General features: G+C 71.8%; 11 protein-coding genes and 1 tRNA gene. 5 read left to right on the top strand and 7 right to left on the bottom strand.

The annotated features are described in order from the left end of the window. Nucleotides 1–113 precede the first annotated feature (113 nt). Nucleotides 114–1,559 (bottom strand): amidase, encoded by a 1,446-nt coding sequence (locus ACIRL2_RS44410; RefSeq protein WP_402240359.1) that lies wholly within the window; start codon nucleotides 1,557–1,559, stop codon nucleotides 114–116. A gap of 176 nt (nucleotides 1,560–1,735) precedes the next feature. On the opposite strand from ACIRL2_RS44410, the gene ACIRL2_RS44415 reads away from it, so the two are divergent. The 3 genes from ACIRL2_RS44415 to ACIRL2_RS44425 all read left to right on the top strand — a co-directional run bounded on the left by ACIRL2_RS44415 (nucleotide 1,736) and on the right by ACIRL2_RS44425 (nucleotide 5,743). Continuing rightward, entirely contained in the window at nucleotides 1,736–2,854 is a 1,119-nt protein-coding gene (locus tag ACIRL2_RS44415) for an MBL fold metallo-hydrolase (RefSeq protein WP_395873162.1), read from the top strand. Between the two features lie 258 nt (nucleotides 2,855–3,112). After that, nucleotides 3,113–3,700, top strand: coding sequence for a hypothetical protein (locus tag ACIRL2_RS44420; protein WP_395873161.1), 588 nt, complete (start codon nucleotides 3,113–3,115; stop codon nucleotides 3,698–3,700). A 72-nt stretch (nucleotides 3,701–3,772) separates the two neighbouring features. Then, nucleotides 3,773–5,743, top strand: coding sequence for a hypothetical protein (locus ACIRL2_RS44425; RefSeq protein WP_402240362.1), 1,971 nt, complete (start codon nucleotides 3,773–3,775; stop codon nucleotides 5,741–5,743). 96 nt (nucleotides 5,744–5,839) lie between these two features. On the opposite strand, the gene ACIRL2_RS44430 is transcribed toward ACIRL2_RS44425, so the two are convergent. Further along, on the bottom strand, nucleotides 5,840–7,285 hold the full coding sequence (locus ACIRL2_RS44430; protein WP_395873159.1) for an MFS transporter: 1,446 nt from the start codon (nucleotides 7,283–7,285) through the stop codon (nucleotides 5,840–5,842). A 128-nt stretch (nucleotides 7,286–7,413) separates the two neighbouring features. After that, on the bottom strand, nucleotides 7,414–8,334 hold the full coding sequence (locus ACIRL2_RS44435; RefSeq protein WP_395873158.1) for a class I SAM-dependent methyltransferase: 921 nt from the start codon (nucleotides 8,332–8,334) through the stop codon (nucleotides 7,414–7,416). 77 nt (nucleotides 8,335–8,411) lie between these two features. On the opposite strand from ACIRL2_RS44435, the gene ACIRL2_RS44440 reads away from it, so the two are divergent. Continuing rightward, on the top strand, nucleotides 8,412–8,996 hold the full coding sequence (locus tag ACIRL2_RS44440) for a helix-turn-helix domain-containing protein (RefSeq protein ID WP_331771582.1): 585 nt from the start codon (nucleotides 8,412–8,414) through the stop codon (nucleotides 8,994–8,996). A gap of 47 nt (nucleotides 8,997–9,043) precedes the next feature. Here the strand turns inward: ACIRL2_RS44440 and ACIRL2_RS44445 are convergent. Beyond that, nucleotides 9,044–9,163, bottom strand: a tRNA-OTHER gene (locus ACIRL2_RS44445). Between the two features lie 153 nt (nucleotides 9,164–9,316). Beyond that, nucleotides 9,317–9,985 (bottom strand): TetR/AcrR family transcriptional regulator, encoded by a 669-nt coding sequence (locus tag ACIRL2_RS44450; protein ID WP_402240365.1) that lies wholly within the window; start codon nucleotides 9,983–9,985, stop codon nucleotides 9,317–9,319. Nucleotides 9,986–10,041: 56 nt separating this feature from the next. On the opposite strand from ACIRL2_RS44450, the gene ACIRL2_RS44455 reads away from it, so the two are divergent. Beyond that, the gene (locus ACIRL2_RS44455) at nucleotides 10,042–10,722 is read left to right on the top strand and encodes an SGNH/GDSL hydrolase family protein (RefSeq protein ID WP_402240367.1); all 681 of its coding nucleotides are present in this window, start codon (nucleotides 10,042–10,044) and stop codon (nucleotides 10,720–10,722) included. 120 nt (nucleotides 10,723–10,842) lie between these two features. Here ACIRL2_RS44455 and ACIRL2_RS44460 read toward each other — a convergent pair whose 3' ends face one another. Both ACIRL2_RS44460 and ACIRL2_RS44465 read right to left on the bottom strand, forming a co-directional pair. Continuing rightward, nucleotides 10,843–11,322: a carboxymuconolactone decarboxylase family protein gene (locus ACIRL2_RS44460; RefSeq protein WP_402240370.1), complete on the bottom strand. Its 480-nt coding sequence runs from the start codon at nucleotides 11,320–11,322 to the stop codon at nucleotides 10,843–10,845. A gap of 2 nt (nucleotides 11,323–11,324) precedes the next feature. Then, nucleotides 11,325–12,398: a dihydrodipicolinate reductase gene (locus ACIRL2_RS44465; protein ID WP_402240372.1), complete on the bottom strand. Its 1,074-nt coding sequence runs from the start codon at nucleotides 12,396–12,398 to the stop codon at nucleotides 11,325–11,327. Between the last annotated feature and the right edge of the window lie 226 nt (nucleotides 12,399–12,624).

Consider the following 12,624-nt stretch of genomic DNA (forward strand, 5'->3'; position numbering starts at 1 on the left):
GCGGATTGCCCCACCCCGCGGTCACGGGCCCGTCGTCGTCCGCGAACGCACGACGACGGGCCCGACGTACGGCCTCCGGGGCCGGTCGCCGGGCACCCGGCGACCGGCCGCCGTCAGCCGCCCACCGCCGCCGGCGGCCACGGTGCCCGCCCTGCCCACGGCGCTGCCTCCTCCAACTGCGCTGCCATCCGCAGCAGTTGCGCTTCGGCACCCATTCGGCCGGTGAGCTGGATCGCCACCGGCAGCCCCGCCTCGTCGAATCCCGCCGGCACACTCGCGGCCGGCAGTCCGGAGACGTTGAACACCGAGGTGAACCAGGTCATCTTGGCGGCGTTCGCGTACATGCTCGCCGGGTCGCTCGTGTCCAGGACGCCGAGTTCGGGGACCGGAACGCCCAACGTCGGGCTCAGCCACACGTCGTGGGCGTCGAAGAAGGGCGCGACCTCGCGGCCGGTCCGGACCACCGTCTGCAACGCCCGGACCAGGTCCTGCGCGCGCATCGCGGCCGTGCGCTCGTGCACGGCCCGGGTGAACGGTTCGATGTCGTCCTCGCGCAGCTCGCGGCCGAGTTCGACGAGCCGGTCCTCGATTTGTGTGTGGGTGGCCGCCGCCATCACCTGGCCCAGGGCCGCGCCGGTCGCCGGACCGTCCCAGACCGGTGCGCCCTCCTCGACCCGATGGCCGAGTTCGGCGAGCAACGCCGCCGTGCGCTCGACCGCGCGGACCGCCGCCGGGTGCGCGGCGACCCCGTCCACGTTGGTGGTCGAGAAGCCGACGCGCAGCCGGCCGGGCGCGGCGTCCAGCGCGCCGAGGAACGATCCGCCGGGCGGCGCCGGCAGCGCGGCGTACGGGTCGCCGGGAAGCGGACCGGCGACGACGTCGAGCAGCGCGGCCGAGTCGCGCACCGTACGGGTGACCGCGTGCGCGATGGACAGCGGGTAGGCCAGTCCGGACAGACCGTGGTCGTCGGGGACACGTCCGCGTGAGGGCTTGAGCCCGAAGAGTCCGCAGCAGGCGGCCGGGATGCGAATCGAGCCGCCCCCGTCGTTGGCGTGTGCGGCGGGCAGTATGCCGCCGGCCACGGCGGCGGCCGAACCGCCGGAGGAGCCACCGGTGGAGTGGGTGAGCCGCCAGGGGTTGTGCGAGGGGCCGTGCAGGAGCGGCTCGGTACTGGCGTTCTTGCCGAACTCGGGGGTGTTGGTCTTGCCGACGACCACCAGCCCGGCCCGACGATAGCGGGCGACCAGCGCACCGTCGTGCTCGGCGACCGCGTCGGCGAACAGGCGTGAGCCCTGTGTGCTCGGCATGCCGGCGACGTCGCAGCCGAGGTCCTTCACCGCGAACGGGACCCCGCGCAGCGGCCCGTCGGGCAACTCCCCCTCGGCCTCGGCCCGGGCCGCCTCGAACCGCGTGGACACGAACGCGCGCAGAATCGGGTCGCGCTCCGCGATCCGGGCGATCACGGCGTCCAGGATCTCGGCCGGCTTGACCTCGCCTTGGCGTACGAGACCGGCCAGCCCCACCGCGTCGTGGTCGTCCAACAGCTCATCGGGGTTCATCGCCGTGCCTCGTTTCGCTTGACTCGATCGATCAAATGCATGATGCAGTCAAGCAATAGAGATGGCAAGAACGTCGAATGGCCGCACCCCACGGTGTCCACAATCACGAATCGGGGAACGTGTCACGCCCGCCGGCGGTTGAAGCATCCGAGAACGACACGAGGAGAGTGTGACGGATGGCGGGAAACACTTCGGCTCGGCGACTGGTGGCGGGCGGTCTGGCGCTGGCCGCGGCCGGATGGGCACTGCGCGACGTACCGGCGGAGTTCGGCGGCAAGGCGGAGGGCGAACGACTCGCCCGCTTCCTGCGCTCGCCACAGTTCCGGGACGGCACGTTCCGCAACCCCGTCCCCGCCGACATGCTCGCGGCCGGCAGCGCACCGCAACTCATCGGGCAAATGCTCCGCAACCGCAGCGAGCGCCGACCCGCCGGACCCGTACCCCTGGTCACCGCCCCCACCACACTGCCGCCCACCGACGGCCTCAGCGCCATCTGGTACGGCCACGCCACCACCCTCGTCGAGATCGAGGGCCGCCGCGTGCTGTTCGACCCGGTGTGGAGCGAGCGGGTGTCTCCCTCCCAACTCGTGGGCCCACGACGGCTGCACCCGCTCCCGGTACCGCTGGCCGCGCTGCCGACGCTGGACGCCGTGGTCATCTCGCACGACCACTACGACCACCTCGACCGGGCGACGATCCTCGAACTCACCGCGACCCAGACCGCGCCGTTCCTGGTCCCCCTGGGCATCGGCGCGCACCTGGAGCGCTGGAACGTGCCCGCCTCCAGGATCATCGAGCTCGACTGGGAGGAGGACGCGGCCGTCGCCGACCTGCGCTTCACCGCCACCGCGGCCCGCCACTTCTCCGGCCGCACCCTGCGCCGCAACGACACCCTGTGGGGCTCCTGGGTCGTCGCGGGCGCCCGGCACCGGGTCTTCTACGCCGGCGACTCCGGGTACTTCGACGGCTACGCCCGCATCGGCGCGGCCCACGGCCCGTTCGACCTGACCCTGATGCCGATCGGCGCCTACAGCCCGAGCTGGCCCGACATCCACATGAACCCGGAGGAGGCGATCGCCGCCCACCTCGACCTCGGCGGCAAGGTACTGCTCCCGGTGCACTGGGCCACCTTCAACCTGGCCCTGCACCCCTGGGCCGAGCCCGTCGACCGCCTGTGGCACGAGGCCAAGGCGAAGGACGTACAACTGGCCATTCCCCGCCCCGGTGACCGCATCACCACCATCGACCCCACCCAACCGACCCCCTGGTGGACCCTCCTCACCGCCCAGACCTGACCCGCCCGGCACGAACACGGGGCAACCCTGGGCCTGTCCGACGGATCCTGGTGGGTCCGCCGGACAGGGCCCAGGCAGGGCCCGGACGGAGCGGAGGAGCAGGATCGGGTCCGAGCCGGGGGTGTCGGCCACGATCCGGGTCACCAACGTCGCGCTCGTGCGCCCCGCCCGCCCCCGGCGGAGCCGCCCGACCCCAGCGGGCCGACCGCCGACGGAAGTAGCATCGGCCGCCTGTGATCTCACCGACGGGAGAACCACATGCGGGCAATCGTGGGCGCGACCGTATCCGCCATCCTGTTGTTGGCGGCGTGCAACGACTCCGACTCCGACTCCGCCAAGGACCGAACCTCGCCCCCACCAGCGCCGTCCTCCCCGGCGGCCCCGCCGTCGACGACCGCGCAATCCTCGACTCCACCGACGGCACCGACATCCGCGACACCGACCACGTCCGCGTCGCAGACGCCATCGGCCGGCTCGGGAACACAGCCGGCCCAGGGCAAGACGACCGAGGCGGCGATCCAACGCTACGAGCAGTACCTGCACGCCCTCGGGCGTGAGGACATCACAACGGTCTGCGACGTCGCCGGTCCCGGGGCGAAGAAGGCCGAGGCCGAGGGGGCCGGCCCGTGCACCTCCAGCTTCGCGGTCGTCTTCCGAATGATCTCCGCGCCGCAGAAGAAGTCCCTGCAAAGCGCCACGGTGGACCCGAAGCGGGTCTCGGTACGCCCCTCCGACAAGGTGCTGATCCCGGCCGCGGCGATCCGGGCCTCCACCACCTTCACTTCGAGCGACATCGGCGACAGCACCCTCCAGTACCTCGGCAACGCTTGGTACATCGTCGACTGAACCAACTCCCGTAGGGTGCGTCCCGCGCCGCCGGTGTCCCCGGCGTCGGCGCGGTCCGATAGGGATATCCGCATGACGCATCCAGCGGATCGAGTGGACGACCACCGCACCGACAGCGAACTGCGGCGCCTGATCGGCGGCGCCGACGGCTCACTCACACGAGTGTTCACCGGTATCGAGCACACCGCCGGCTATCTCGCCCACACGTGGGATCCACCGGCGGGCACGGGCGGTCCCCCGGTGGTCCTGGAAGGGCACTGGGTCCGCTGCATCGGGCGGATCGGCGTGCTCGCGCTCCGCGCGGCCACACCCGCCGTCCGGCCCGAACGCCGCGAACGGCTCCTCACGTTCCTGGCGTCGTGGGCGGACACGGTCTTCGCCGATCCCGAGGCCCGCCTGCGCATCGGCCGGGTCCGCGACGGCGTCGGCGCGCGCGACGAGCGTGGTGCGACGGTCGTGGTCGGGCCGCCCTACGGCCTCCGTCTCGCCCTCGAACTGCGAGCCGGCGACGCCGAGCCACCCGGCCTGGGCACCCTGGAGGACGCGGCCGAGCCCGCGCGCGGCTGGGGCACCGCACAGCAGTTGCGCCGCCTCGTGCACCTCGTGCGCACCCGGGGTCCGATGCCGTGGGACCCCGCCGCGGTGGACGAACTGAGCCTGGCCACCGGCCTGTCCCGCCCCGGAGCCGCGCTGATCCTGGCCGGCAGCCCGGGTGACACCGGGTTGACCATGCGGGCCGCCGACCACGAACGCCGGGTCATGGCCCTCAAGGTCACCGAATGTGAGGTCGGACTCGGGGAGTTGGCATCGCTGACCGCACAGGCACAGTTGCAGCTGTTCGCGAACGTGCTGCCCGACGACCCCGCGGCACTCTGGGAGCCCACCGGCCCCCGCGACCTCGCGGGCCGCATCGCCGCCGCGTGGCAGGTCGCGTACGGAAAGCACGACCCGGTCCCGCCCGAGACCCTCACCCACGTCGGCGGCCTGGGCGCCAAGACGGCGGCGGCCGACCTGTGCGCGGCGTTCGCGCGCCCCGCCGATGAACCGATCCTGAGCACCGACCAGGACACGCCGCTGCGCGACAGTCACAACGGCGCGCACATCGCGGATCGGACGCGATCGTTCCACATCCACAACCTGATCGAGGACGTCGCGAATCTCCTCCCGGTGCTGTACGCCGAGTTGCCGGCCGGCGACCCGGTCCGGTCCGGCATCCCCGCGGTGATCACGGCCCTGCGGAACCGGCTCGAACACCCCGGCGTACTTTTGTACGCGAGCTCGAAGTTCGACGAATCCGTGATCACCATGGAGGCGTTGGAGCAACTGTTCGGAAAAACGCCCTACCACGGCCCCGAACCCTTCCAGCGCCCGTCGATCGACGACGGACTCACCGTGGCCTTCCTCAACCCGCCCCATAAACACTCGAATTGGACCCCGATTCCGACCGCCTACTTCCGACCGGCCCACCTTGGCGACGACGCACGTTCGCGGATCCTGCGCCGCGTCGACCCGGCGTCCGGAGGCATCACGGCCGTCGACCGCATCCGCAGCACCTACTTCGACGACATCGCGAAGCGAGTCGCCTCCGACGATCTCTCCCCCGGCCAGTACGAGGCGAATCCCGGTGCCTGTGCCCCCGACCTGGTCGCGCGGGTCGCCGACGAACTGGGCCTGCACGCCGACGCGGCCACGCTGTACCTGCAACTCCTGGTCTTGGAGTCGCCCACCGACGCCCACACCCGGCGCTGGAACCAATGGAGTCCGGCCCGCCACCGCAAGGCCCGCGCCGCGCTGGCCGACACCGATCTCGTCGTCCAGGACAAGCGCACCCGCGCCGGACGCACGCTCTTCCTGCCCGGCGCCTGGGTGGGGGCCACGACGAGGAAGATCCCAGCGATGGAGACCTGGAAGGCACGTCTTCTCGGCGTGACGCTCATGCCCGGAGGCCGCGTGATCACCTCCCGACCCACCGTCGAACGCACCCTGCCCGACCTGTTCGCCCACGCCTGGTCCCTGACCCGCTCCGGAGAAGGGCCTGCCTGACCGCAACCGCCACCGGATCCGGGTCGATTCGGCGGCCGAATCGGCCTCGCGGCCGGATCGGTTCGGCGGCCGGGCTGCGGATCGGTGCCACCGCGATCACCCGCGCGACATACGCCGCGCGAGCACCCGCCCACCGATCGCGAGCGCGAGTGCGACGACGATCAGCGCCGCCGCGACCGCGAAGGTGACCCGCGTCCCGGTGGCGACGGCCCCGCCCCGGGCCGTCGCCACGTCGTTCGTCGCCGACGCGACCGCGAACACCGCGCCCATCACCGACGTTCCGGTGATCAGCCCGAGATTGCGCGAAAGGTTGAGCATGCCGGACACCACGCCGCGTTGATCCGGCCGGATGTCGGCCATGACGACGGTGTTGTTCGCGGTCTGGAACACCGCGTATCCGGCGGTGACGACCACGATCGGCGCGAGGTAGCCGACGACGCCGAACCGCGCCGGAGTCACCGACAACACGACGGCGCCGCCCGCGATCCCGGTCAACCCGACGACGGTCATCCGCCGCGCGCCGAAACGGTCCGCGATCCGGCCGGCCGGCACCCCGGTCAGCGCGGCGACGACCGGTCCGACCGACAACACCAACCCCACCCGGGCATCGTCCAGTTCGAGTGTGCGGGCGAGGTAGAACGGCCCGACCACCAGCGTGGCCATCATCACCGTCGAGACGAGCGTGCTCATCGCCAGACTCGCGCTCAGCACCGGATCCCGGAACATCGCCAGGCGCAACAACGGCGCGGCGGCCCTCGCCTCGGCCCGGACGAACAGACCCACTCCGATCGCGGCGACCACCAGCAGGGCCGCGTTGAGCACGCCGAAGCTTCCGCGCCCGATCGTCATGGCGAGCGCGTAGGCGGCGAGCGACAGGGCGAGCAACAGCGTGCCCACATGGTCGAACCGTGCCCGAACCGGGCCGGATCCCGGTCGATCGGCGGGCAGGTACCGATGCGCGAGGACCAGCGTCACCACACCCAGGGGCACGGTGACGAGGAAGATCGCCCGCCACCCGGGCCCGGCGATCAACGCGCCGCCCAGGGACGGTCCGAGGGCGGTACCGATCGCGGACATCGTGCCGAGCAGCCCCATCGCGCCGCCGGTCCGCTCCCTGGGCACCGTCTCGCCCACGAACGCCATGGTCAGGGCCATCATCACGGCCGCACCGAGCCCCTGCGCGGCCCGCGCGGCGACCAGCAGCCACAGCGTGGGGGCGCTGCCGCACAACATCGAGGCCACCGTGAACAGCAGGATCCCGGACAGCAGCAGCCGGCGCCGACCGATGATGTCGCCGAGCCGTCCGACGCTGACGATCACGGTGGTGATCGCGAGGAGATAGGCCAGGACGACCCATTGCACCGCCTGGAAGGACGCGTCGAAGGAGTGCGTCAACGTCGGCAGGGCGACGTTGGCGACGCCGGCGCCCAGTGAGGACAGCAGCATGGACAGCGAGAGACCGGCCAGGGCCCATCGCACCGGGGGTGTCCGTATCGCGCCCGCGGTGGTCGTCTCGTACGGTTGCGCACTGGTTGCCTTCACCGTGAACTCCGTTTCCTGGTGGCTGCTGCGAATCCATGTGGTCGGATCACCGGCCGGGTTCGATGTGTGCGGGCCGCCACGCGGACCGGCCGGGTCCGGCCCGCGCGGGACCCGCGTGTCCGGCACGATCAGCGGGCCGGGCGCACACCCGTGAAGACCGTGCCGACGGACAGCAGGAAGGCGTCGGGCCGACGCAGAACGCCTTCCGGCGCCTCCGGGTCGAGCAGTACGTCGAGCGTCGTGCGGTCCACGTCGTCCAGGAACTCGCCGACCGTCTCCCGCACCCGGTCCAAGTGGCCGCTCAGGAAGGCCCGAGCCGGAGCACTCAGCGGAGCGGGTACGTCCAGGAGTGTGGTGAAACTGCCGACGTCGGTGAGTCCGGCACGGCCGAGCATCGCGGGCCAGTCCTCGATCACATCGGTGCTGCCCGGCAGTTCGGCGCGCATGAGCTCGAACCAGTGCTCGCCGGCGGCGTCCAGTCGGGCCTGGAGGCCGGGCTTGCCGATCCCGATGTCGCGCGGGAGGAAGCGCATCGGCAGGCCGGCCTCCGCCACGGCGAGCAGTCCGCCGGGCCGCACCACGCGGGCGAGCCCGTCCACCATCGCCTGCTGATCGCCCACATGGTGCAGGGCCATGCCGCTCCAGACCAGCTCCGCCGTGCCCGGACCGTCCGCCCCGACCCGGTCCCCGCCGACCACGTCCTCGGGCAACTGCGCGCATCGCACGGACACTCGACCGTCCAGGCCCAGTCGCTCGGCCCGCGCCCGCGCGCGATCCAGCAGCCCGGGTGCGGCGTCCACGGCGACCACCTCGGCACGCTCGAACTCCTCGGCGAACACGCAGGCCATCACGCCCGGCCCGCTGCCGATGTCCAGCACGCGCCGCACGTCCCGCGTCGGGCCGAGCAGGTCCCGCAGCCGGGCCGCCGTCCGGCGCAGGACCGCGAGTTGCACGTCGCCGACGGCCTCCAGGTGGGCGGCCATGCGCTCCCAGTCGATGTCGACGTCGTGGTGTCCGGATCCGGGGTCGGCACTGCCGTGTGGGTTCATGCCGAGGAGGGTGCACCCGGGGTATGGCTCCGGCAACTCTTGTTGCCAATCCCGGGACGGCGGGGTGGAATGCCCCCATGGAGAAAGCACCGCCGTACCGAACAGTCCTCGACGAGGTCGCGCCTCGGCTCAGACGCCTGCGCGCGCAACGCGGCCTCACCTTGGCCGCGCTCTCCGAGGCGACCGGCATCTCCAAGAGCACCCTGTCCCGGCTGGAGTCCGGACAGCGCCGCCCCAGCCTGGAGTTGCTGTTGCCGCTGGCCGGCGCGTACCACGTGCCCCTGGACGAGTTGGTCGGCGCTCCCGAGGTGGGCGACCCGAGGGTCCGCCTGACGCCGCGAGCGCTGCCCAGCGGTGGTACATCGGTGGCGCTGACCCGAAGTCCGGGCCCGCTCCAGGCATTCAAGATGATCATCGCCGACCGGGGCACCGAGCCGAATCTGCGCACCCACGAGGGCTACGAGTGGCTGTATGTGCTGGACGGCCGACTGCGACTGGTCCTGGCCGACCACGATCTGGTTCTCGGTCCCGGTGAGGCCGCCGAGTGGGACACCCGACTGCCGCACTGGTTCGGCAGCGCGGACGGGCGCCCGGTGGAGATCCTCAGCCTCTTCGGCCGACAGGGCGAACGCATGCACGTGCGCGCGAAACCGCGCACCTGAACACTCGCCGGCGCGCGTCCCCGACGCCCGGCAAAGGCGGGCGGTCGCGGTACCGACGGGATTCGAACCCGCGGACAGGGTCGGGCAGGCCCGCCGTACCCCCGTCAGTCGACGTGACGGGAGACCTCCGCCACGTCGATCGCAATGGGCCGCTCTGCCACGGCACCGCAACCTGCGGAACTGCGCAATCCCGCTGCGCCGACCCTAGGGCCGGGTCGGCGGCGGGGCCACCGGATTTCGCCGGACGGCGGGACGCGAGGCGGTCCCGCGTGCACCGAGCCGGGCAACGCCGGGTCCGGTGTACGGATGCGCCGTCGACCTCAGCGGCGCGGTGTCAGGAAACCGTCGAGCACGCGCCGGGTCCGGTCCCCGGCCCGGTCGTCGCCGCAGCGCAGGGCGATGTTCGCCGCCTTGAGCACCGCGTCCAGTTGGAACGCGACCAAGTCGGCGTCCGATCCGGCGAGTTCGCCCGAGTCCGCGGCGTACCGGAGTTCGCGGGCGAGCAGCGCGAGCCAGTCCCCGTGTTGCCGCAGCAGTGCGTCGCGGACCGGGCCCGGGCGGCTGTCGAACTCGGCGAGATTCGCCCCCCAGAAACAGCCGCCGGCGAACAACGGCGCCTCGGCGTAGGCGATCCAGTGCTCGATCAGGGCGCGCACCCGTGCCGCACCGTGCGGCGCGCTCGACGCGGGCCGCACGACCGCGTCCACGAACGCCTCGCCCGCCGACGCGACGGCGGCCAGTTGCAACTTCTCCTTCGACCCGAACAGGGTCGCGATGCCGCTCTTGCTCAGCCCGAGGTCTCCGGCCAGCCGACCGATGCTGAGCCCGTTGAGCCCCTCCGCCGACGCCACCTCGACGGCGTGCCGGGCGATCTCCCGTCTGGCCCGGGCGCCGCGCAGCAGCCGCTGATCGGAGGTCTCCGGGGTGACTCGATCGGAGGTGCTCGACGTCGGCTCGGCGACCGCCGTCGGCTGCTCTGGCTCGCTCATGGGTCCATCCTGCCACGCTCTTGCAGAATCCACACGAACGATCGTACGTTTACTTTGTGACCGAGACCACGCACGTCCTCACCGAAGAATCCGACCCGTTCTGCCTGTCCCCGGAGCACGCCGCACGCCTGCTCGCCGACGCGCCGTGGCGCCGCTTCGCCGTCATCGGCGACAGCCTCTCCGCCGGAGTCGGCGACCCGAGCCCGGGGTACGGCGCCCTGGGCTGGGCCGACCGGGTCGCGGGTGTTCTCCGCGACGTCCGACCCGACCTGGCCTACCTGAATCTCGCCGAGGTCGGCGCCACCACCGCCAGGACGCTGGCGACGCAGACCGGTCGCATGCTCGCCTTCGACCCCGACCTGATCCACCTGCCCAGCGGCCCCAACGACCTGTTCCACGCGACGCCCGACTTCACCACCATCGAGCGGTCCTTGCGGCGACTGTTCGAGATCGCCGCCGACACCGGTGCGCGGACGACCGTCTTCACCCTCGGCCGGGCCTTCGTGGTCCCGGGATTCCCGGACTGGCCGGACCGGGTGTGCCGGGTCAACGACATCACCCGCGAACTGGCCCGCGAACACCACGCCGTGCTCGTCGACTCCTGGGACCACCCGATCAACGACCGGCCGAATCTGCTGAGCCGGGACGGCATCCACTTCTCCACGTCGGGGCAGGCCGTGCTGGCCGCCGAGGTGATCAAGGCACTCGCCGCCACACTCGGCGATGTCCCCGCGTGAGCGCCGGCGTCCACGCGCCGACCTCGGCATCGCGCTCGCGGGAATCGCCGCGGTCCATGTGCTCCCCCGCAGCGGCCCACCGATCCCCGGAACACGGGACCGGGGGCCGCCCGGGGTCGGTCAGTGGCCGGGCAGGACGCACACCGAGTCGAGGCCCAGCACGTGGTTGAGGCGACCGAAGGCCAGCCAGGAGCCGATGGCCATGCTCAGCTCGACGATCTCGGCCTGGGTGTAGTGCGTGGTCATCCGGGCCCAGAACTCGTCGTCCAGGTTGTGGTGGTCCACCGCGTACCGCTCGGCGTACTCGGCGGCCAGCCGGGTGCGGTCGTCGAAGACGTCGGTGGTACGCCACTCGGTGACCGCGACGTCGAACCCGTCCTCGACCTTCTCCCCGTCCCGCTCGGTGCGCCAGTCCAGGCAGAAGATGCATCCGTTGATCTGCGCGATCCGAAGCCGCGCGGCCTCGAACTCGCGCAGCCCCAGCTTCGAGGCGTCGTAGACCTTCATCGAGAAGGTGGAGGCGGCGATCCCGATCTCGGGCACCATCTCCGCCCACACGTAGGCGAGCGGGTCCTTGTCCTCGGGAATGTCGATGCGCATGGTTACTTCCTTCCGAGCTTGCCGACTGCGGGACGGAGCGGAATGTCGAGCGCGTCGTAGAGCCCCGGTTCGGCGGCCACCAGCCAGTCGATGGCGCCGACGAGCCGACCGACCGCGGTGGCGTTGCCGCCCGCCGACCGGTTCGTGCCCTCGTCGGTGGCCTCGACCGTGACCTCGATCCGCGGCCGCCCCTCGATGACCACGCGGTGCGCCCCGTCCCCGTTGGGCGGGACCGGCCAGTCGGGCGCGCAGGAGGGGTGGATGCGGGTCACGTGCTCGATCACGATCCGCGGCTCGCCGCCGACGATGCCCTGCACCTCGAACCGCACCGCGCCCTGGGTCCCGGCCTCGAACTCGCCCATCGTGGTGGTCCGAACGGTCGTCTCCAGCGGTCGGCGGTCCATCGTCTCGCGAATCTCGTCCAACTCGACGCCCAACGCCCGGGCCATCAACCGGATCTGCCCACCCCACACCATGGTCGGCATCTCCGGCCACAACATCGGCGCGCCGTAGTCCATCGGCTGACCCATGCCGACCAGATTGCGGACCGAGTCCTCCTGGTCGTAGGTGGAGTAGTCGAAGATCTCCTGGCAGCGGATCGCGTCCACCGTGGTGCCCAATCCGCTGATCAGCAGCGGCAGTACGTCGTTGCCCCAGCCCGGGTCGACACCCGAGACGAACAACGACCCGCCGCCGGCGGCGATGGCCTCCAGCACCGGCTCGCGCAACTCCGCCGGGGCGTTGCGCTGGTCGTAGAGCGCGTACAGGGCGGGCGTGACCACGACGGCCCCGGCCCGGATCGCCCGGACGATGTCGGCGAGCGCCTCGTCGGGGCGGATGTCGCCGGACGCCGCGTACACCACGGCGCCCGGCCCGGCGGCCAACACCGCGTCGATGTCGTCGTCGGCCGCTACCCCCAATTCGTGGTCGAGAACCGCGAGTTCGCCCGCGTCGCGACCGACCTTGTCGGGATTGTGCACGAGAACCGCCGCGAGCTTCAGCGCCGGATGCGCCTCGACGGCGCGAATGGCCGCGCGGCCGACGTTCCCGGTACCCCAGACAACCGTGGAAATCATGCGCTGGAGGGTAGCGAGGGCCCCCTACAGTTCATAGACCCACGCAAGGAAAAGATGAACGGTTGGCCCGAACCTCCGCACGGGCTCGCCGAATCGGCGGCCTCGACGGTCGCCACGGCGTCGACCGCGAGCCGGACTCGAGGCCCCCACCGGCCCCGGCACGAACCGCGGAGGGCCGCTACGGGGCCCCTTATATGGCGGCCACGGTAGGAGCCGCAGCACGAAT

The organism is Embleya sp. NPDC127516 (genome assembly GCF_044765325.1).
Taxonomy (GTDB): Bacteria; Actinomycetota; Actinomycetes; order Streptomycetales; family Streptomycetaceae; genus Embleya.

Excerpts from the sequence above, each read along its gene's own strand:
- ACIRL2_RS44420 (WP_395873161.1), top strand. The coding sequence starts at position 3,113 with ATGCGGGCAATCGTGGGCGCGACCGTATCCGCCATCCTGTTGTTGGCG.
- ACIRL2_RS44410 (WP_402240359.1), bottom strand. The coding sequence starts at position 1,559 with ATGAACCCCGATGAGCTGTTGGACGACCACGACGCGGTGGGGCTGGCC.
- ACIRL2_RS44435 (WP_395873158.1), bottom strand. The coding sequence starts at position 8,334 with ATGAACCCACACGGCAGTGCCGACCCCGGATCCGGACACCACGACGTC.
- ACIRL2_RS44415 (WP_395873162.1), top strand. The coding sequence starts at position 1,736 with ATGGCGGGAAACACTTCGGCTCGGCGACTGGTGGCGGGCGGTCTGGCG.
- ACIRL2_RS44465 (WP_402240372.1), bottom strand. The coding sequence starts at position 12,398 with ATGATTTCCACGGTTGTCTGGGGTACCGGGAACGTCGGCCGCGCGGCC.
- ACIRL2_RS44425 (WP_402240362.1), top strand. The coding sequence starts at position 3,773 with ATGACGCATCCAGCGGATCGAGTGGACGACCACCGCACCGACAGCGAA.
- ACIRL2_RS44460 (WP_402240370.1), bottom strand. The coding sequence starts at position 11,322 with ATGCGCATCGACATTCCCGAGGACAAGGACCCGCTCGCCTACGTGTGG.
- ACIRL2_RS44450 (WP_402240365.1), bottom strand. The coding sequence starts at position 9,985 with ATGAGCGAGCCAGAGCAGCCGACGGCGGTCGCCGAGCCGACGTCGAGC.
- ACIRL2_RS44440 (WP_331771582.1), top strand. The coding sequence starts at position 8,412 with ATGGAGAAAGCACCGCCGTACCGAACAGTCCTCGACGAGGTCGCGCCT.